The organism is Sphingomonas sp. BL2 (genome assembly GCF_056680015.1).
Genome location: NZ_CM155261.1, coordinates 2,882,550 through 2,901,629, shown reverse-complemented (window position 1 = coordinate 2,901,629; position 19,080 = coordinate 2,882,550). Strand labels below are relative to the sequence as shown.

The 19,080-nt window shown below is 65.6% G+C and carries 23 protein-coding genes; 15 read left to right on the top strand and 8 right to left on the bottom strand.

Annotated elements, in window-relative coordinates; translation table 11 throughout:
• Nucleotides 1-8 precede the first annotated feature (8 nt).
• Nucleotides 9-785, top strand: coding sequence for an arginyltransferase (locus tag AC1ME3_RS13590; protein WP_480953561.1), 777 nt, complete (start codon nucleotides 9-11; stop codon nucleotides 783-785).
• Between the two features lie 65 nt (nucleotides 786-850).
• Here the strand turns inward: AC1ME3_RS13590 and AC1ME3_RS13585 are convergent, their stop codons facing one another.
• The 4 genes from AC1ME3_RS13585 to AC1ME3_RS13570 form a co-directional block, all read right to left on the bottom strand.
• Complete coding sequence (locus AC1ME3_RS13585; protein ID WP_056048451.1) at nucleotides 851-1,660, bottom strand: transglutaminase family protein; 810 nt, start codon at nucleotides 1,658-1,660, stop codon at nucleotides 851-853.
• Nucleotides 1,660-2,595, bottom strand: coding sequence for an alpha-E domain-containing protein (locus AC1ME3_RS13580; protein WP_056048449.1), 936 nt, complete (start codon nucleotides 2,593-2,595; stop codon nucleotides 1,660-1,662). The genes AC1ME3_RS13585 and AC1ME3_RS13580 overlap by 1 nt, the downstream gene beginning before the upstream one ends.
• Entirely contained in the window at nucleotides 2,595-4,115 is a 1,521-nt protein-coding gene (locus AC1ME3_RS13575; RefSeq protein WP_480953560.1) for a circularly permuted type 2 ATP-grasp protein, read from the bottom strand. Before AC1ME3_RS13575 ends, AC1ME3_RS13580 begins: the two co-directional genes overlap by 1 nt.
• Before the next feature lie 235 nt (nucleotides 4,116-4,350).
• On the bottom strand, nucleotides 4,351-6,399 hold the full coding sequence (locus AC1ME3_RS13570) for a protein-disulfide reductase DsbD family protein (RefSeq protein ID WP_480953559.1): 2,049 nt from the start codon (nucleotides 6,397-6,399) through the stop codon (nucleotides 4,351-4,353).
• 84 nt (nucleotides 6,400-6,483) lie between these two features.
• Here AC1ME3_RS13570 and AC1ME3_RS13565 point away from each other — a divergent pair, with 84 nt between their 5' ends.
• A complete protein-coding gene (locus tag AC1ME3_RS13565; RefSeq protein WP_480953558.1) occupies nucleotides 6,484-8,136 on the top strand; it encodes an alkaline phosphatase family protein in 1,653 nt (550 codons plus the stop codon).
• A 142-nt stretch (nucleotides 8,137-8,278) separates the two neighbouring features.
• Here the strand turns inward: AC1ME3_RS13565 and AC1ME3_RS13560 are convergent, their stop codons facing one another.
• Entirely contained in the window at nucleotides 8,279-9,199 is a 921-nt protein-coding gene (locus AC1ME3_RS13560; RefSeq protein WP_480953557.1) for a right-handed parallel beta-helix repeat-containing protein, read from the bottom strand.
• Between the two features lie 248 nt (nucleotides 9,200-9,447).
• Here AC1ME3_RS13560 and AC1ME3_RS13555 point away from each other — a divergent pair, with 248 nt between their 5' ends.
• Nucleotides 9,448-10,656: a cation:proton antiporter gene (locus tag AC1ME3_RS13555; protein WP_480953556.1), complete on the top strand. Its 1,209-nt coding sequence runs from the start codon at nucleotides 9,448-9,450 to the stop codon at nucleotides 10,654-10,656.
• A 141-nt stretch (nucleotides 10,657-10,797) separates the two neighbouring features.
• Here AC1ME3_RS13555 and pspF read toward each other — a convergent pair whose 3' ends face one another.
• Nucleotides 10,798-11,835 carry a phage shock protein operon transcriptional activator gene (gene pspF / locus AC1ME3_RS13550; protein ID WP_480953555.1) on the bottom strand — a complete coding sequence of 346 codons (1,038 nt, stop codon included), beginning with the start codon at nucleotides 11,833-11,835 and terminating at the stop codon, nucleotides 10,798-10,800.
• A 172-nt stretch (nucleotides 11,836-12,007) separates the two neighbouring features.
• Here pspF and AC1ME3_RS13545 point away from each other — a divergent pair, with 172 nt between their 5' ends.
• The 10 genes from AC1ME3_RS13545 to AC1ME3_RS13500 all read left to right on the top strand — a co-directional run bounded on the left by AC1ME3_RS13545 (nucleotide 12,008) and on the right by AC1ME3_RS13500 (nucleotide 15,638).
• Nucleotides 12,008-12,151, top strand: coding sequence for a hypothetical protein (locus tag AC1ME3_RS13545; RefSeq protein ID WP_480953554.1), 144 nt, complete (start codon nucleotides 12,008-12,010; stop codon nucleotides 12,149-12,151).
• A 54-nt stretch (nucleotides 12,152-12,205) separates the two neighbouring features.
• Nucleotides 12,206-12,871 (top strand): phage shock protein PspA, encoded by a 666-nt coding sequence (pspA, locus tag AC1ME3_RS13540; protein WP_055878009.1) that lies wholly within the window; start codon nucleotides 12,206-12,208, stop codon nucleotides 12,869-12,871.
• Nucleotide 12,872: 1 nt separating this feature from the next.
• Nucleotides 12,873-13,175, top strand: a complete 303-nt coding sequence (gene pspB / locus AC1ME3_RS13535; RefSeq protein WP_480953553.1) for an envelope stress response membrane protein PspB — start codon at nucleotides 12,873-12,875, stop codon at nucleotides 13,173-13,175.
• A gap of 2 nt (nucleotides 13,176-13,177) precedes the next feature.
• Entirely contained in the window at nucleotides 13,178-13,564 is a 387-nt protein-coding gene (gene pspC / locus AC1ME3_RS13530; RefSeq protein WP_480953552.1) for an envelope stress response membrane protein PspC, read from the top strand.
• A gap of 32 nt (nucleotides 13,565-13,596) precedes the next feature.
• On the top strand, nucleotides 13,597-13,872 hold the full coding sequence (locus AC1ME3_RS13525; RefSeq protein WP_480953551.1) for a hypothetical protein: 276 nt from the start codon (nucleotides 13,597-13,599) through the stop codon (nucleotides 13,870-13,872).
• 12 nt (nucleotides 13,873-13,884) lie between these two features.
• Nucleotides 13,885-14,178: a hypothetical protein gene (locus AC1ME3_RS13520; protein ID WP_253070602.1), complete on the top strand. Its 294-nt coding sequence runs from the start codon at nucleotides 13,885-13,887 to the stop codon at nucleotides 14,176-14,178.
• Nucleotides 14,179-14,189: 11 nt separating this feature from the next.
• The gene (locus AC1ME3_RS13515; protein WP_480953550.1) at nucleotides 14,190-14,543 is read left to right on the top strand and encodes a hypothetical protein; all 354 of its coding nucleotides are present in this window, start codon (nucleotides 14,190-14,192) and stop codon (nucleotides 14,541-14,543) included.
• Nucleotides 14,540-14,782, top strand: coding sequence for a hypothetical protein (locus AC1ME3_RS13510; protein WP_480953549.1), 243 nt, complete (start codon nucleotides 14,540-14,542; stop codon nucleotides 14,780-14,782). The genes AC1ME3_RS13515 and AC1ME3_RS13510 overlap by 4 nt, the downstream gene beginning before the upstream one ends.
• Nucleotides 14,783-14,791: 9 nt before the next feature.
• Entirely contained in the window at nucleotides 14,792-15,031 is a 240-nt protein-coding gene (locus tag AC1ME3_RS13505; protein ID WP_056482364.1) for a hypothetical protein, read from the top strand.
• Between the two features lie 199 nt (nucleotides 15,032-15,230).
• Nucleotides 15,231-15,638 (top strand): SufE family protein, encoded by a 408-nt coding sequence (locus AC1ME3_RS13500; protein ID WP_480953548.1) that lies wholly within the window; start codon nucleotides 15,231-15,233, stop codon nucleotides 15,636-15,638.
• A gap of 134 nt (nucleotides 15,639-15,772) precedes the next feature.
• Here AC1ME3_RS13500 and AC1ME3_RS13495 read toward each other — a convergent pair whose 3' ends face one another.
• Together AC1ME3_RS13495 and AC1ME3_RS13490 are read right to left on the bottom strand one after the other, a co-directional pair.
• Entirely contained in the window at nucleotides 15,773-16,078 is a 306-nt protein-coding gene (locus AC1ME3_RS13495) for a (2Fe-2S) ferredoxin domain-containing protein (RefSeq protein WP_480955837.1), read from the bottom strand.
• Nucleotides 16,078-16,617, bottom strand: coding sequence for a J domain-containing protein (locus AC1ME3_RS13490; protein ID WP_056482372.1), 540 nt, complete (start codon nucleotides 16,615-16,617; stop codon nucleotides 16,078-16,080). Before AC1ME3_RS13490 ends, AC1ME3_RS13495 begins: the two co-directional genes overlap by 1 nt.
• 216 nt (nucleotides 16,618-16,833) lie before the next feature.
• Between AC1ME3_RS13490 and AC1ME3_RS13485 the strand changes: the two genes are divergently transcribed.
• Both AC1ME3_RS13485 and AC1ME3_RS13480 read left to right on the top strand, forming a co-directional pair.
• Nucleotides 16,834-18,414 (top strand): SulP family inorganic anion transporter, encoded by a 1,581-nt coding sequence (locus tag AC1ME3_RS13485; RefSeq protein ID WP_480953547.1) that lies wholly within the window; start codon nucleotides 16,834-16,836, stop codon nucleotides 18,412-18,414.
• On the top strand, nucleotides 18,411-19,049 hold the full coding sequence (locus AC1ME3_RS13480; protein WP_120300044.1) for a carbonic anhydrase: 639 nt from the start codon (nucleotides 18,411-18,413) through the stop codon (nucleotides 19,047-19,049). The genes AC1ME3_RS13485 and AC1ME3_RS13480 overlap by 4 nt, the downstream gene beginning before the upstream one ends.
• Nucleotides 19,050-19,080: the final 31 nt, after the last annotated feature.

The window sequence follows — 19,080 nt, the reverse complement described above, 5'->3', positions numbered from 1 at the left end:
TTCGCTCGGTGACCGCGCCTTTCCGTTTCCCGCGCTTTTTCGTCACCAGCCCTGCGCCGTGCCCGTATCTGCCGGATCGGCAGGAGCGAAAGGTGTTCACCGAACTAACCGGTCCGCATGCGAACGAGCTGAACGATGCGCTTGGGCGGATCGGCTTTCGTCGCAGCCAGGGCGTGGCGTATCGGCCGTCGTGCGCGGGGTGCATCGCCTGCGTTTCGGTCCGCGTGGTGACCGACGAGTTCGTCCCCAACGCGACGCAGCGCAAATTGCTGAAGCGGCTAGGCGATATCGAGGTTACCGCGTGCAAGGCGTGGGCGACCGACGAGCAGTTCCAGCTTCTGCGCCGTTACCTCGGGACGCGTCATCCGGGCGGCGGCATGGCGGGCATGGACGAGGACGACTATGCCGACATGATCGAGCACTCGCCGGTCAATTCGGTGATCGTCGAGTATCGCGAGCCGTCGGTCGACGGCGTTCAGGGCGCGCTGATCGGTGCATGCCTAACCGATCGCCAGGCGGATGGGCTGTCGATGGTCTACAGCTTCTTCGCGGCCGACGACGCGGCACGGCCGGGGTTCGGCAACTTCATCATCATGGACCACATCCTGCGCGCGCGCGATGCCGGGCTGCCGTATGTGTATCTCGGATATTGGGTGAAGGGCTCGCCGCGAATGGAATACAAGACGCGGTACCGGCCGCTTGAGGTGCTGGGGCCGGCGGGGTGGCGGCGGCTGGAGGATGCTGATCTGGTGACGCCGCCGGCGCGGGTTGCGGCGTTGGTTTAACCTTCTTGTTCTCCCGCGAAGGCGGGGGCCCAGTCTGGGTCCCCGCCTTCGCGGAAGAACAAATCTCAGTCCTCGCGCTGGACGACAACGTCGACGTCGAGTTCCTCGCCACCCTCGCCCAGTCGCGACCCCGCCACCGGCGCCGCGCCCGCCGCATCCAGCGCCATCGCCACGCGGACGTAATGCTCCTCGGGCGACATCCCCGTGCACGGATCGAACCCGACCCAGCCGAGCCCGTCGACGAATGCCTCCGCCCAGCCGTGCGGCGTCGGCAGATGTACGACTTCGTGATCGTTGTGATGATACCCCGACACGTACCGCGCAGGTGCGCCGAGCGAGCGCGCGGCGACGGCGAACATCTGCGCCATGTCCCGCGGCGTAGCGCTGTCCATGCGAAATGCCGCGGCGGCCGTCCGACCGGGTTCGGGACGTCCGGCGTCGAACGCAAACCGCTTATGGAACGCTCGGTTCAAACGATGCAACGCGCCGATCCGGTCGCGTGCGCCCTCCGCGGCATTGACCGCGAACTTGGCGATGGCCGTGTCGAGGACGGTCGCCTCGGTTGACCGGAGGAACAGCGCGGGCGGGAGCGTTTCGTGGACGCCATGCAGGACGCCGTCCGAATGGCTGGTCAGCACCTCGCCCTTGACGGTGATCTCGATCCCGTCGACCGGCCCTTCGGCATACAACATCGTCACCGCGTTGCCGAAGCCGTCGCGACCGGGTCGCAGCCGTGCGTCGCAATCGACGTCGATCCGCCACGACGCGACCGTCTGGTCATGCGTGTTCTCGGGCGTGAGGCGGAGCATCTGCACCAGCCGGCCCTGCGGCTGCGCGAAGCGGTAGATCGTGTGGTGGTCGATCGACAGCCGCATCAGAGGAACTTGAACTGACGGCCGATCGCGCCGTGCAGCAGCGCGTTCTCGGCGATGAATGCTTGCAGATACTGGTGCAGCCCGGAGGCAATGACCTCGCCCGATCGTGTCTTCGCCATCCGCGACGCGCGCATCCGGGCCATACGATCGGCCTCGCCGTGGTTGCCCGTCCGCTTGGCGAGCAGGTTGAGCACGTCGACCGTCTCCTCAACCGACGCGGCCAGACTACGCGGCAGTTCGGACCGTGCAAGGAGCAGGTCGATGACGTCGGCGGGACGCAAGCCGTCATTATAGAGCCAGCGATAGGCGGTGACGGCGGACACGGTCTGGAGGATCGTCGTCCACTGATCGCGGTCGATCGCGCCGCCCAGCCGTTCGCCCTCGGGCAGCAGGATGTGGTATTTGACGTCGAGCAGCCGCGCGGTGTTGTCCGCCCGCTCGACAGCCTGGCCGAGCCGGATGAACCATGTCGTCTGGTTACGGAGCATGCGGTGGACCGCGCCTTCGAAGCCGCGTGTCTCGTTTTTGACCGCCTCGACGAGGTTCAACTGCGAGGTCGTGCTGCCGGGCGTGGCGCGGTTCTCGAACAGCAACCATGCGCGATTGATCGCGGTCCACGCCTCGCGGGTCAGCGCGGTGCGCACCGCCTTGGCATTGTTGCGCGCCATGTCGAGACAGCGGACGATCGATCCCGGATGGCTCGAATCGAGCGTCAGGAACCGCACGACGTCGCGCTGGCCGATCTCCACGCCCGTCGCGGCGAAGGCCTCGTCGGTCTCGGTGACGGCCAAGGCGGATGCCCAGGCGGCGTCGCCCGAGGGTTGCGACGAGAGCACGTCGAGGCGGACGGTGGCTTCGACCAGCCGGGCGATGAAGTCGGCGCGCTCGAAATAGCGGCCGAGCCAGTAGAGCGAGGATGCGGTGCGCGAGAGCATCAGGAATTCCCGCCGGACGTCTGTGCACCGAGCGTCTGCGTCATGCCGCCCATCGTCTGCGTCATCCCGCCGGCGTTCATCCGCTGCGACTGGTCGGCCATGAGGACGAAGCTGTCCTTGGTGCCGCCGCCCTGGCTGGAATTGACCACCAGCGATCCCTCCTTGAGCGCCACGCGGGTGAGTCCGCCGGGGACGACCTGCACGCCCTTCGCGCCGCTCAGGACGAAGGGGCGGAAGTCGACATGCCGTGGGCTGAGGCCGCCTTGCGCCATCGTCGGGACGGTCGACAGCGCAAGCGTGGGCTGCGCGATGTAGCGATGTGGTTCGGCAATCAGCGCGGCGCGGAAGTCCTCGATCTCCTGCTTCGACGCGGTCGGGCCGACGAGCATGCCGTAGCCGCCCGAACCGTCGACCAGCTTGACGACGACGTCTTCGAGATTGTCGAGTACGAACTTGAGCGCCTGCGGTTCGCGGCAGCGCCATGTCTCGACGTTGCGCAGCTTGCACTCGCCGCCCGAGTAAAACTTCACGATGTCGGGCATGTAGCTGTAAATCGCCTTGTCGTCGGCGATGCCGTTGCCTGGCGCGTTCATGATCGCGACGTTGCCGGCGGCGTAGGCTGCGATCAGCCCGGGCACACCGAGCGCGGAGTCCGGACGGAACACGAGCGGATCGAGATAATCATCGTCGATCCGGCGGTAGATCACGTCGACCTTCACCCGCCCCGCGATCGTCCGCATCCAGACGATGTCGTCGTCGACCACCAGATCGGCCGCTTCAACAAGCTCGATGCCCATCGAATCCGCGAGGAAGCTGTGCTCGTAATAGGCGGAGTTGTAGTGGCCAGGGGTCAGCAGCACGCAGGTCGGGTTGGAGCCAGTTCCATGCGGCGCGACCGACTTCATCGTCTCGAGCAGCAGGTCGGGATAGCTGTCGACCGCGGCAACGCGGAACTCGCGGAACAGTTCGGGACAGAGCCGGAGCATCGCCTCGCGGTTTTCCAGCATGTAGCTCACGCCGGACGGCGTGCGCGCATTGTCCTCCAGCACGAAGAAATCGTCGGGGCCTGTGCGGACAAGATCGATCCCGCAGATATGCGCCCATACGCCGTGCGGTGGGCGGATACCGGCGATCTCGGGCCGGAACTGCGCGTTGCCGAGCACGAGGTCTTCGGGGAGGATGCCCTCCTTCAGGATCCGTCGTTCGCCGTAGATGTCGTCGAGGAACGCGTTGATCGCCTCGACCCGCTGAACGAGCCCTTCGGACAGTCGGGTCCACTCGTCGTGCAGGAATACGCGCGGGACGATGTCGAATGGGATGATCCGCTCGGCGGCCTCGTTTTCGCCGTAGACCGCAAAGGTAATGCCGAGCTGCCGGAACGTCGTCTCGGCGGCTTCCTGCCGGCGTCGCAGTTCGGCGTCGGGCGTGTCCTCGATCCACTTGCCGAGAGCCGCCAGTTCGGGCCGGGCGGTCGTGTCGCCCGGTGTGCCCATGATCTCGTCAAACGCTTGTTTCCCCATCGAAACGGTCAATTCCCCATCAAGCGTTGCGGTTCCATGCTGCAACGCATCGCTGCGCTGCACAAGTCCTTGTGTGTAAGCATTAGTAAGCTGACGGCCGTTCAATCCTCCCCCGCAAGGGGGGAGGTGGCACCGCAGGTGACGGAGGGGGCGGACACGGAACAGTGGTTTCGCTTTCCTCCCCCTCCGTCTGGCAAGTGCCAGCCACCTCCCCCTGGCGGGGGAGGATCGTGGGTTAAGCTCCCAACCCTTCGAGCAGACCTGGGGTCAGGACCTGTGGGAGGACCGTGGGTTCGGCCGCACCTGGGGCGTAGTATAGGTACAGCGGCACGCCGGCGCGGTTGTGAGCTTGGATGAAGCGGCCCATTACCGGGTCGCCGTCGGTCCAGTCGCCGATCAAGGCCGCGACCTTGTGCTTGGCGAAGGCGTCGCGGACGCCGTTCGTGTCGATCGCCGCCTTCTCGTTGACCTTGCACGTCAGGCACCAGTCGGCGGTGAAATAGACGAACACCGGACGCTTTTCGGCGCGCAGCGAGGTGAGCTTGGCCTCGGTAAACGCCTCGTCACCCGCGGTCGCTGCTTTCGCGGACACTGGTGGCGCGCGCGAGATCAGCACCGCGCTCCCGACGAACACGACGAGCAAGAGCACCTGCGCGACCACGCCGAACGACTTGCCCTTGCGCTGGCGCGAGCCACCGATCCACAGCACTGCGCCGACCGCCAGCACCGCGACCAGTGCAAGCGTCAGCGTGTCCACGCCGGTCTGGCGTCCGAGCACCCAGCCGAGCGCGATCGCGGTGAGGAACATCGGCACCGACAGGATGTGGCGGAACGTCTCCATCCATGCGCCGGGCTTCGGCAGCCACCGCCGCCACGACGGGATGAACCCGATCGCGAGGAACGGCAGCGACAAGCCGATCCCGAGCCCGCCGAACACGGCGAGCGCCGCCGGCCACGGCAGCACCAGCGCCGCGCCGAGCGCCGCACCCATGAACGGGCCGGTGCACGGCGTCGCGATGAACGCAGCGAGTGCGCCGGTCGCGAATGCACCGCTCGCACCGCTTTCGCCGGCAAAGCGCGGAGTCGGGACCTCGAACAGCCCGGCGAGGTTGAACGCGATCGCGGTGCTCAGCAGGAGCAGTGCGACGATCGCGCCGGGATGCTGCAACTGGAACGCCCAGCCGACCGCGGATCCGCCTGCACGCAAGGCCAGGATCGCGCCGCCGAGACCGAGGCACACCAGCACGACGCCCGCGGTGTAGGCCAAGGCCTCGCCCCGCGCGTCCTTCTCACTCGCGCCGCCGCGGGCGAGACTGAGCGCCTTGAGGCTGAGGATCGGGAAGACGCACGGCATGATGTTGAGGATCAGCCCGCCGAGCACTGCGCCGGCGAACGCGATCAGCGCAGTCAGCCAGAGGCTTTCGTCGCTGGCGCTGGCTGCGTCGTCGCCAGCCGCTTCGGCCACCGCGCCGGGCGTCGCCTTGACGCCGAGTCCCTGCCCGTCACCGATCCGGAGCACGCCCTCGATCGGTCCGCCGGTCTTGGCGTTGGTGGCGACCTTGGTGCTTATCGTCAGCCGGTCGCCGTCGCGCGCGATCGTCTGCGCCGCGCCATTCTCGATCGCGCCGGTGGTGACCGGGAAGAAATACGCCTTGTCGATCTTCGCGCCTGCGGGGAACGGCACCGCGATCCGCATCGTCCCGTTGCTCGCCGCGTAGGTCGCGCCGGTATCGAGTGGCTTGGGGATCGCCTGACGCCAGCCTGCGAACGCGGCCGCCTGCGATGGCGCGCCGTCACCGATCGTGAGGTCGAGCGACAACGCCTTCTCTTCGGGGACGCAGATCGTCGCCGAGCAGACGAGATAGCTTGTCTTCAGGCGGATCGGGAATTTCGACCCGGCCGCGAGCCCCGCAGGAACCTGGATCGTCACGAGCGGCGCATAGGGCGCCTCGTAGACATAATTCATCAGGCCAGCGATCAGCAGCGTCGTCGGCACCGGCCATTCGGGCTCGCCCGCCTTCGCGCCCGTCGGCAAGGTCCAGTCGAAGGTTGCCGGAAAGCCCGCATCGCCGGGGTTGCGCCAATAGCCGTGCCAGCCTGTCTCGGGCGTCGTCGCGAGCGCGATCGTCAGCGGCGCGCCGGCCTTCGGGTGATCGCTTTCGGCGACCAGCTTCATCATTAGATGCTGGCTGGAGCCGTTCAGCGATTCCGCAAGCGCGGGCGCACTCGCCAGCCCGCAGATGGCCAGCAAGACCGTCATGAGGACGCAACGTAATCCGCGCATGGCCATCCTTGTTTCGTTCATCGCGCAAAGCCATAGCGGTGACCTTGTCGTATTGCACTTCAAAGCGACGGCCTCGCTCGAGGGATGTCGCTGGCTAAAGGACTGTTCGTGAAAGCACTTATCGCCGCGCTTCTGCTGACCTCGGCCGTTTCGGTCTCTGCCCAGACGGCGGCGCCCCCCGCGGCGACCCCCACGACTCCACCGAAACTGATCGTCGCGATCTCGGTCGACCAGTTCGCCGCCGACCTGTTCCAGCAATATCGCAATCACTATACCGGCGGCTTCACGCGCCTGCTGAACGGCGCGGTGTTTCCGAGCGGGTATCAGAGCCATGCCGCGACCGAGACGTGCCCGGGCCACTCGACGATCCTGACCGGCATGCGGCCTGCGCATACCGGGATCATCGCCAACAACTGGATCGACCAGCGCGCCGGACGGCCCGACAAGGTCGTCTACTGCTCGGAGGACGAGCGCGTCACCGGCAGCACGCACGACAGCTACACCGTGTCCGACATGCACCTGAAGGTACCGACGCTCGGCGAGATGATGAAGGCGCGCGATCCACGGACGCGCTCGGTTTCGGTCGCGGGGAAGGATCGCGCGGCGGTGATGATGGGCGGCCACAAGGTCGACGAGCTCTGGTGGTGGGACGGCAAGACGTACGTTTCGTATGCGGGTCGCGCGGTGCCGCCGGCGGTGCAGCGGACGCGCGACGCGGTCGTCGCGCTCATCGCCAAGCCGCAGGCGGCGCTCCCCCTGCCCGGCTATTGCGCGGGCGTGAACCATCCGATCGTGATCGCGGGCAAGACGTACGGCCAGGGGCGCTTCGAGCGCGAGGCGGGCGATGCGAAGGGCTTCCGGGTTTCGCCCGCGTCCGACGCTGCGGTGTTCGCGATGGCGGCGGCGCTGGTGCAGGACATGAAGCTCGGCAAGGGTCCGCAGACAGACATCATCGACATCGGCGCTTCGGCGACCGATTACATCGGGCACACCTACGGCACGCAGGGGTCGGAAATGTGCATCCAGATGGCGCAGCTCGACAAGACGCTCGGCGATTTCTTTGCGGTGATGGATGGGACCGGGGTCGATTACGAGGTCGTACTGACCGCGGACCACGGCGCGCATGACGCGACCGAGCGCCAGCAGCAGCGTGCGATGCCGATGGAGGCGCACATGGACGAGAACGTGCTCGCCAAGCAGGTCGGCACTGCGATCGCCAAGGACATGGGGCTGCCGGGGAGCGTCCTGCTCGGGACCGAGGGCGACGTGTATATCGACGACACGCTGCCGGCGAAGACGCAGGCGAAGGTGCTTGCGGAGGCGTTGCGTCGGTATCGGGCGATGCCGCAGATCGCGGGGGCCTACTCGGAAGCAGAAATCATGGCGACGCCGATGGCGAAGTCCCCGCCCGAGACCTGGACGCTGATCGAGCGGGCGCGAGCGTCGTTCTATCCGGAGCGGTCGGGGCAGATGGTGGTGCTGCTCAAGCCGCGCGTGACGACGATCGTCTCCCCGGCAGGAGGGTATGTGGAGACGCACGGGTCGCCGTGGGATTACGATCGCCGCGTGCCGATCCTGTTCTGGCGCAAGGGGATGACCGGGTTCGAGCAGCCGCTGTCGGTGGAGACGGTGGATATCGTGCCGACCTTGGCGGCGACGATCGGGTTGCCGGTGAGCGGGCTGGATGGGCGGTGCCTGGATCTCGATCCGGGGGCTGCGAGCACCTGCGCTAACTGAGCGCTGCGCACCTTCACTGCAAAGCTTGTTCTCCCGCGAAGGCGGGAGAACATACTAGACGAGTATGGCGCCCCCTCGCCCGTTACTCTGGATCCTGACTTTCGTCAGGATAACGGAGGCGGGGTGGCGAGGGTATGATCGCTCACCGCGTCTCGAACGCCCGCAACCCGGTGCCAAGCCGGTTTGCCCCCAGCGCTAGCTTGTCGTGGCTGTAGTCCGCGAGGAACGCCGGGCTGCTGCCATCCCCCGGCGACAGACGTGCGTCGTTCCCCTCGACCCGTAGCCCGGTCGAGCGATACGTCTGCGCCTCTGCCGCGACCACGATCAGGCCGGTGTGGTTCTCCTTGTTGCGCCCCTGCACGAAGGTGTTGCGCGCGATCAGGCCGGTCGCGCCTTCGGGGAGGTCGATCATGTAGTTGGTCTTCTTGCCCGCGGTGTCGTCGAAACTGTTGTCGGTGATCGACACGTTGGGCACGCGCAGTTTGACGTAATGGCCGCCCGTACCGCGCTCGAACCGCGAGTTGATGATCGTCACGCTGCCCTTGTTGGCGAGGTAGATCGCATGCGAACAGCCGGGCGATTCGTCGCACTGGCCGAGCCCGGCGAAGGTGGAATGGTCGATCAGGATTTTCTGACCGGTCGGTTCGCCGCCGAGGATACCCTCCTGGCTGTCGAGGAACATCGCGTTGGTCACGGTCAGGTCGCCCATCTCGGTGCGGATGCCGGCGCCGTTGCCGTCCGACACGCGGTAACCGCGGAAGACGAGGCCGTCGACGACCGAGCCCTGGCCGCGCAGGACCAGCGCTGCCTTGTCCTCGCACGCGACTTTCTCGAAGATCGCGGTGCCGGGCTTGACCGCCTTGAAGGTGATGTGGCCGCCGGCCTGCACCGCGCATTGCCGGTAGGTGCCGGGCGCGATCAGGATCGTCGCGGTGCCGAGCCGGATCGACGAGACCGCCTCCTGCAACGTCGCGAACCCCTGCCCGTTGACCGTGAACGGTGCGGAACCTTGCGCGAACGCGGGAGCGGCGAACAGCGCGAGGGCGAGCAACGATCGTTTCATCCGAGATCCTCTTCGTTCCGCAGCGGCAGCCCGCCGGCGATAGCGGTTACGTGATCGCACGGAACGTCGCGCTTCGACCAGTCCGTCCGCCGCGCTTTGACGACGCCTGTCCCGTTATGAAGCATTGGAAAGAATGAACCGTGCTGGGTCGATCCCAGCGTCCGCATATTGCCGTGCCTGCGTCGACCGCATAATACCGCTACCGTAACAAAGCCGGCGGGGGGAACCGACCGGCGCGGGGGATCCAGATGCACGCCATGACGCCGACGGAGGTTTTCCTCCTCGCGATACTCATCATCTTCACCGGGCCGTACCTGGTGTGGCGGCTCGGGCGGACCGATTACTGGGCGCCGCTGGTGGTGGTGCAGATCTTTGGCGGCATCCTGCTCGGGCCGGGCGTGCTCGGCGCGGCGTATCCCGACTATTATGCGACGGTCTTCACGCCCGCGACGCTAGGGTCGCTCAACGGTATCGCGTGGTGGGCGGTGATGATGTTCGTGTGGGTCGCCGGTATCGAACTCGACCTCGGCGAGGCGTGGAAACGGCGCGGCGAGACTGGCGTCACCGCAGGGCTCGCGCTCGCAGCGCCGCTGGTGACCGGCAGCATCGCAGCGGTGATGATGTTGCGCTACCCAGGCTGGCGCGGGCCGGACGGCGCGACGTGGCAGGTGGTGCTCGGGATCGGCATGGCCTGCGCTGTCACCGCGCTGCCGATTCTGGTGCTGTTCCTCGAAAAGCTCGACGTGCTCCGCCAGCCGATCGGTCAGCGAATTCTGCGTTATGCGAGCCTTGACGACATCGCGATCTGGGGCGTGCTGGCGCTGATCCTGCTCGATTGGGAGCGCGTCGGGCGGCAGGGCGGCTTCCTGGTCGGGTTCGCGGTCGCGACGCTGATCGTGCGCAAACTGATGGCGCGGATCGAGGAGCGGGATCGCTGGTATGTCAGCCTGATCTGGCTTGCCGGCTGCGGGTTCGCGGCGGATTGGGCGGGGCTGCACTTCATGGTCGGCGCGTTCCTGTCGGGCGCGGTGCTCGATTCGAAGTGGTTCACGACCGCGAAGATGGACCAGTTCCGCCACTTCGTGCTGCTCGCGGTGATGCCGGTGTTCTTCCTGTCGACCGGGCTGAAGACGCAGTGGGCGGTCGGCGGCTATGCGGTGTTCGGTGCGGCGGCGTTGCTGCTGGTCGCGTCGGTCGGCGGCAAGCTCGCCGGGGTTCACGCCGCCGGGCGGATCCTGAAATGGCGCCCGGGCGAGGCGTCGGCGATCGGCTGGCTGCTCCAGACCAAGGCGCTGATCATGATTATCTTCGTCAACATCCTGCTGGATAAGAAGATCATTACGAATGAGACGTTCACGGCGCTGCTGCTGATGGCGCTGGCGAGCACGATGCTGACAGTACCGATCGTCGCGCCGAAGTTGAAGAGGCTGGTGGGGTTGGTGGGGAAGAGCGGGTGACGAAACACCTACGATCCTCCCCCGCAAGGGGGAGGTGGCGCCGAAGGTGACGGAGGGGGAGGCACGCGAAACCTCTGCGCCGTGTCCTCCCCCTCCGTCTGGCAAGAGCCAGCCACCTCCCCCTGGCGGGGAAGGATTACGTTAAGCGCCGGCGTTGAGGAGGTCGTGGCGTTTCAGGGCGTGGCGGAGTTGGTCGTAGCTCAGGCCTAGCGCTTCGGCGGTGGCGCGTTGGTTGAAGCGGTGCTCTGACAGCGCGCGGGAGAGCAGGTCGCGTTCGAAGCGGGATACGCGGGACTTGAAGTCCGAGGGGCCTTCTTCGCACGCGACTACCGGGTCCTCGCCTTCGTCCGGTTCGGCGGCGCGCGAGGCCACAACCATAGGTTTAGGCGCCATCGAGGCACCCGGCCGGTGCGGCGACTGGAACGGGTCGATCTCGATCGCATCGATCGGCCCCGCCTGTTCCCAGCGATACACCGCACGCTCGACGACGTTGCGCAGTTCGCGGACGTTGCCGGGCCAGCGATACGCGATCAGCGCGTCCATCGCCGCCGGGCCGAAGCCTTCCCAGCGTTCGCGCCCCAGTTCCGACGCCATGCGCCGGCCGAAATGCTCTGCCAGCACCACGACATCCCCGGTGCGCGCGCGCAGCGGCGGCAACGTCACCACCTCGAACGACAACCGGTCGAGCAGATCGGCGCGAAACTCGTGGCGATCGACCTTGTCGGGGAGATGCTCGTTGGTCGCGGCGACGATCCGCACGTCGACGCGCATCGGTCGCGACGATCCGATCCGCGTGATCTCGCCATATTCGACCGCGCGTAGCAGCCGGTCCTGCGCCGCCATCGACAGCGTACCGAGTTCGTCGAGGAACAACGTGCCACCATCGGCCTCCTCGAACCGCCCTACCCGCGCCTTGGTCGCGCCGGTGAACGCGCCTGCCTCATGCCCGAACAACTCCGCCTCGATCAGCGTCTCGGGCAGCGCCGCGCAATTCATGATCACCAGCGGCTGATCCCACCGCGGCGACAGGCGGTGGAGGCGTTCGGCCACCAGTTCCTTGCCCGTGCCGCGCTCGCCGATCACCAGTACCGGTCGATCTAGTGCCGCCGCCCGCGATGCGCGTTCGAGCGCGGCCATAAACGTGCCGGACTCACCGATGACCTGGGTTGTTCGCTCCATGGCGAAGATGTGGCGCGAATTCCCAACTCTTGGCAAGCTTCCGGTACCGACCCAGCGGCCAGAATCGCGCAAACCCCTGCAATTCCGCCATTTTCGAAACTGGCACGACAGATGCAATGCTTCAGGTAACCCGCCGAATAGCGGAACCAACCAGTCTTAAAGGGGACCCACCATGTTCAACACCAATATCGCCCGCACCGTCGCCGCCACCCTCTGCACCATCGTCGTCAGCGCAACCTGCGTCCTCGGCGCAGTCGGGCCCGCCATCGCAACCACCACAACGCCCATCGCGGTCCATACCGCAATCGTGGCATAAGACTCCCGACGGACTCGCTGAGAGCCTCGGGCCGACCCCTAGAGTAGGATTTACATGGGCATCTTTTCCCGCACCCGCGACATCGTCGCCGCCAACTTCGCCGATCTCATCGAGAAGGCCGAAGATCCGTCGAAGATGATCCGCATGATCATCCTCGAGATGGAGGAAACGTTGGTCGAGGTTCGCGCCTCCGCCGCGCGCACCATCGCCGACCAGAAGGAGATGCGCCGCCATATCTCGAAGCTGGAGCAGCTCCAGGACAACTGGACCGAGAAGGCCGAGCTGGCGCTGAGCAAGGACCGCGAGGATCTTGCCAAGGCTGCCTTGGTCGAGCGCCAGAAGGCATTCGACATGGCCGAGCAGTTGAAGGCCGAGGTCGGCGTGCTCGACGATGCGCTCCGAGCGTCGGAAGAGGACATCGCCAAGCTCCAGACCAAGCTCCGCGAGGCGCGCACCAAGCAGAACGCGGTGCAGACCCGACTGGAGAGCGCGAACAACCGCACCCGACTGCGCGAGATGTACAACGGGCCGAAGACGCACGAGGCGTTCAGCCGCTTCGACATCCTCGACCGCCGCGTCGACGAGGCCGAGGGCCGCGCGGATGCGATGGGGCTCGGGGTCGTCAAGACGCTCGAGGAGGAAATCGCCGAGCTGCGCAGCAACGACAAGGTCGATGCCCAGCTCGCCGCGCTGAAGGCGCGCATGAAGAAGGACGACTGAGATGGATGACTTTATTTCCGTCGGCGTGCCCGTCGTCTCGATCTTCATCGGCCTGCCGTGGGTGATCCTGCACTACATCACCAAGTGGAAGCAGGCGCCGCGGATCACCGAAGAGGACGAACGGCTGCTTGATGACATGCAACTGCTCGCACGCCGGCTCGAAGACCGCGTGATGACCGTCGAACGGATTATCGCCGCCGACAACCCCGACTGGAAGCCGGGTCTTGGCACCACTCAATCGCCGTATCTGTCGGACCGCCAGCCTGGTCGCCCGCTTGACCGCCCAATCGATCGGAGGAACTGAAGATGTCCGCCAGCCGCACCCAGTTTTATCTCGATAAACAGAATGCCAAGTGGAAAGGAGTCTGCGCGGGGATCGCCGACTATACCGGGATCGACGCTCTCTGGGTCCGGATCGCCGCGGTGCTCGTGACGATCACCGGTCCAGGCTTCCCGATCGTGCCTATCGCCTACATGCTGATTGCCTGGATGGCGCACACCAAGCCGTTCGGCCTCTACGAGACACCCGACGACGCGAAGTTCTGGCAGGGCGTCCGCTCGAACCCGAAGCGCTCGACCGCCGAGGTCCGCAGCAAGTTCCGCGACATCGACCGCCGCCTCGCGGACATCGAGACGCACTATACCAGCCGCTCAAGCAACAGCCTCGCGGCAGAGATCGACAGCCTGCGCTGAGACGCGGCGTCGATTCAAAAGGGGGAAATACCATGCCACCGGAAGCAGCACTCACACTGGGTATCATACTGGGCGCGCTGGCGACGCTGACGATCCAGGCCTTTGGTCGCCGCAAGGCGCGGATCGCGATCAAGGCCGCGAACCGGGATGCGGAACGCAGCATCGCGCTGCTCGACAGCGAGAATGCACGCCGCACCGGCCAGATCGACCGCTTGCAGGAGCGGATCCAGGTCCTCGAACGGATCACCACCGATCCCGCCGAGCGCACCGCCCGCGAAATCGAGGCGCTTCGCCTCCACGCGAACTGAAGGAATACGGCAATGGATTGGGGTTTGATCATACCGATCGTGGCGATTTCGATCGGACCGGTTGCCTGGGTTGCGAACAACTGGGTCCGCGCAAAGCATGGCTTCGAGCCAGAAGCGCGCCGCCGCAGGCGCGGGCGGGACGGCGATGTCGACGGCGAGCGCCAGGTATTGCTGCTCAGCAACGAGAACGAGCGCCTGACCGGGCAGGTTTCCCGCCTCGAGGAACGGATCGCGGTCCTCGAGCGCATCGCCACCGATCCCGCCGAGCGCACCGCTCGCGAGATCGAAGCACTCCGCGATCGCTGAGGACATCGATCATGGACGGATTTACGGTTTTCATGCTCGCGATCGTCTGCGTCGGCGCCCCCATCACGCTCGGGATCGGCAGCGAGATGTTCAAGAGCTGGTTGCGGCACAAGGAGACGATGGCCACCGCGCTGAACGCGCAGACCGCGGAGAAGGCGGCGCAATATGCCGCCCACACCGAACGTCTCGAACAGCGCGTCCGCGTGCTGGAACGGATCGCCACCGATCGCGGCATCAGCGTCGCCGACGAGATTGAACGGCTCCGGGTCGAACCAACCCCATCCCAGGCGGTACTGTCACCCGCATCCCCACCGATCGCGCTGACGGCCCGACACCCGAGCCTCGTTGAAGGAGAAACACGATGAACCCCTTTTCGATGGTCGTCTGCATCGTGCTGATCGTGATGGCCGCCAAGGTGCTGACCGCGCGCTACCGCGCGATGGGCGACGCCCCGGCCAAGCCGGCCGACAGCATCGATACGCTGCGGCTGCGCGACGAGGTGCTGCAGATGAAGGAGCGCATCCAGGTGCTGGAGCGCGTGATCACCGACAACCACAAGAGCGTCGATCTCGACCGAGAGATCGAACGGCTCCGCGACCGCTAGGAGGCGGACATGATCGAACCGAACGTCTATATCACCCTGGCGCTGGCGAGCCTTGCGGGGCTGGCGATGATCGTCGCAGGCGGATTGGCCGGATGGCGCGGATGGCTTTCGCTGCGGCGGATGGAGCTGGATCACATGCAGGACGGCCGAATGCCGGTCGCGGTGTCGACCGGGTCGCGGATCGAGATCGCAGACTTGAAGGAGCGGATCAAGAAGCTCGAGGCGATCGCTGCCGGGGTGGATCTTTAGGGCTCTTGACTGGAGGGCGGACCCCCCGGCGGAGGCCGGGGCCCAGCTGGAGAGGTGGCAGTAACGGAGGACCGCACCTCACCATCGCCGTCCCCCAACCGGGCCCCGGCCTTCGCCGGGGTGGTGGTATTCAACGATACGCGCTTTGGTTTTGGGCCCGGGTGTTGAAGCGCTACGGCCGACCCGCTACCCGACAGGAATGGCCACTCTCACCGACATTCGCGAGGAATATGACTTCCTCGAACCCGACGACCGCTATCGGCTGCTGATCGATCTCGGCAAAGAGCTCGAACCGATGCCGGATGCGCTCAAGACCGATGCGACGTTGGTGCGCGGATGTTCGGCTTCGGTTTGGGTGTATCCGACCACGACCGACGATGGTCGACTGCACTTCCTGGCGGATTCGAATGCGGCGATCACCAAGGGGATCATCGCTCTGGTATTGCTGACGGTGCAAGATCAGGTGCCGGATGCGATCGTCGCGACAGATATCAAGGCGGAACTGGCGCCGTTCGACCTGAGCAAGCAGCTGAGCTCGAACCGGACTCAGGGTATCCCGAACATGATCGCTTTGATTCGCGAGACGGCGGAGCGGTACGCCGGCTGAACCTTTCGATCCTCCCCCGCAAGGGGGAGGTGTCGCCGAAGGTGACGGAGGGGGAGGAACACCTAACGGAGGTTACCCCTCCCTCCCCCTCCGTCTGGCAAGGGCCAGCCACCTCCCCTGGCGGGGGAGGATCGTCAGGTTGCTGCGTATTCGGTGAGGTTCGCAACGACCTCGGTCACGTCCGCACCGGCCGGGACGAGCATCCACCGATCCGGCCGAGCGCCGTCGACCATCACCACCGCGTTCTTCGGGCACACGCCAAGACACTTCACCTCGACCACGCCGCGATCCGACTTGCGGTCCTTCTTGACGCCAAGTGCCTGACGCAACAGCTTCACCAGCGGCGTCCGGCCCTTTTCGCCAAACCCACCATCGAGCTTCTTCGAACACTTGCCGCAGACCAGAACGCTTCCCTGCCAGCGACTGGCGAGGACCCGGATCACGCCGGTTTCCACGTCCGCTGGTCTTCGGCCATCTTCAGAACCTCGTACGCTGCCTGCACGCCCTGGAACCGCTTCGCCGCGTCCTTATCGTTCGGGCGCACATCCGGATGATTCGCCTTCGCCATCCGCCGCCACGCCGCGCGGACGTCCTCGAACGTCGCGTCGGGCTCCAGATCGAGCACTTCCAGCGCGCGCATCTCGTCGCGCGATCGGCTGCCGTCGCCAGAGCCGGCCCAGGCGTAATGTTTGGGATCGGTATAGCCGTCCGCGGTGCGCGTCTCAGCCGCTTCGCGCTCGGCCGCTTCCTCGGCGCTCAGGCCTTCGAAATAATTCCAGCCGCGATTATATTCGCCGGCATGGTTCATGCAGAAATACCAGCGGTCGGGGCTGTTCGGCGATTTCGGCGCCGGGCAGTTGCCGGGCTCGTTGCAGCCATGCCGATCGCACAGCCGGACGGTCACCGCCTCGGTGCTCGCGCCATATTCGCGCCAGCGCGGAAAACCCCAGTCTGAAGATCGTGTCGTGCTTCGAGCCATAGCGGTCCGAGATAGGCGTCCCCACGGACAACGCAACCGCACGTAGCGGTCGCGACGTAAACTTGCCCGATCCGACAATCTTCCGCGTCGCAACATTCCAACTTGAGTCAGACACCGTTCATCGATTACTGAACATGAACTATTTGTCATGTGGCATGGATAGATGCGTCCGGTGCGGACGTATTCCCGGCCGACACCTTAAGGACAGGAGCCCTGGTGCCGACTCTCATTCCAAAGCTTACCACATGGCGCGCGGATCTTCCCGCCTCCATCGTCGTCGCGCTGGTCGCGCTTCCCCTCTGTCTCGGCGTGGCGCTTGCGTCGGGTGCGCCGCTGTTCGCCGGCATCATCTCCGGAATCGTCGGCGGTATCGCCGTCGGCCTGTTCTCGAAATCCCCGCTATCCGTCAGCGGCCCCGCCGCCGGCCTGACCGTGATCGTGCTGACCGCTATCGAGAGCATGCCGAGCTACCAGATGTTCCTGATGGCAGTCGTGCTGTCGGGCGTACTCCAGATCTGTTTCTCGCTCACTCGGGCGGGCATCCTCAGCGAGTTCGTACCGTCGTCGGTCATCACCGGCATGCTCGCTGCGATCGGCCTGATCCTGATCCTCAAGCAGATCCCGCACGCCGTCGGCTTCGACCGCGAGGCCGAGGGCATCTTCGAATTCACCACCGCGAACGGCATCAATACTTTCTCGCGGATCCTCGACAGCCTCAGCGCCGCGGTGACACCGGGTGCGATCCTGATCGCGTCGGTCAGCCTCGCTTTCCTGTTCTGGTGGGATGGCGCGAAGCCGAAGGACGGCCCGTTGCGCTTCGTCCCCGGCCCGCTGGTGGTCGTGTTGATCGGTATTTTCGGCAACATGCTGCTCGGTGCCGTGAAGCCCGACTGGCAGCTCCAGGCGACGCATCTGGTGCAGGTGCCGATCACGCAGACATTGTCGCAGTTCCCGTCGCTGTTCACCTTTCCCGATTTCTCCGGGATCACGATGGGGATCGTCTGGACCAGCGCTGTCACGCTGGCGATCGTCGCCAGCCTCGAATCGCTGCTGAGCGTCAAGGCGGTCGATGAGATCGATCCGCGCCGTCGTTCGACCGACAAGAACTGGGAGCTGATGGCGCAGGGCGGCGGCAACATCCTGTCCGGCCTGATCGGCGGCCTGCCCGTCACCTCGGTGATCGTCCGCTCGTCGGCGAACGTCGATGCGAAGGCCGAGAGCAAGCTGTCGACAATCCTGCACGGCTTCTGGCTGCTGGTCAGCGTTGCGCTGATCCCCGCGGTGCTGAACCTGATCCCGCTCTCGGCGCTCGCCGCGGTGCTGATCGCGACCGGCTACAAGCTGACCAAGCCCAAGCTCTATACCGAGCGCTTCAAGCAGGGCTGGACGCAGTTCATTCCGTTCGTCGTCACGGTGGCTGCGATCCTGTTCACCGACCTGCTCGAAGGCATCGTGATCGGCCTTGCGGTCGGCTTCGTGTTCGTCGTCGCGCGCAACTTCCGCACCGCGATCACCTTTGCCTGCGACGACGAGGATTGCCTCGTTCGCGCCCGGAGGAACCTGTACTTCATCCACAAATACGAGTTGCAGAAGTCGCTGGCCAAGGTGCCGGACAATGCAAACCTGCTGATCGACCTGTCGTCGACCAGCTACGTCGATCTCGACAATGTCGACATCATCAACGCGTTCATCAAGGGCGCCGCGTACCGTGGCATCACCGTGCTCATCCGCGGCGATCTCGCGCTGCGCACGGTCAAGCTGATCAACGCCCCCCAGACCGAGGTCCGTTTCGCATGAGGCAGTACAAGCAGCTCCTGCTCGCCAACAAGGCTTGGGCGGCCGAGATCATCGAGGAGAGCGCCGACTTCTTCCAGCGCCAGCTAGTCGGCCAGAACCCGGAGTTCCTGTGGATCGGCTGTTCGGACAGCCGCGTCGGTCCGGAGCAGATGACGATGACCCCACCCGGCAACATGTTCATCCACCGCAACATCGCCAACCTCGTCAACGACGACGACATGAACCTGATGTCAGTGTTGCAATATGCGATCGACGTGCTCGGCGTGCGGCACATCATCATCTGCGGGCATTATGCGTGCGGCGGGATCCGCGCGACGCTCGACGGCGGCACTACCGGGCCGGTCGACGACTGGCTCTCCACCGCGCGCTGCGTCTTGCACGACCATGCCGACGAGATCGACGCGCAGCCCGACCGCGAGCAAAAGGTCAACCGGCTGGTCGAGGTCAACGTCCGCGACCAGCTCGTCCGGCTCGCGCGCACCAAGACGATCCAGGGGGCGTTTGCGCGCGGCCAGGAAGTGCTGCTCCACGGCTGGGTCTACGACATCCGCGACGGGCTGATCAAACCGATGATGGAGATCGATTCGACGACCGTGCTCGAAGAGGTCGGTCGGCCGGACAAGGTGTTGGTGTAACGCGAGCAGGCCACTGCCACGTGACGAACCT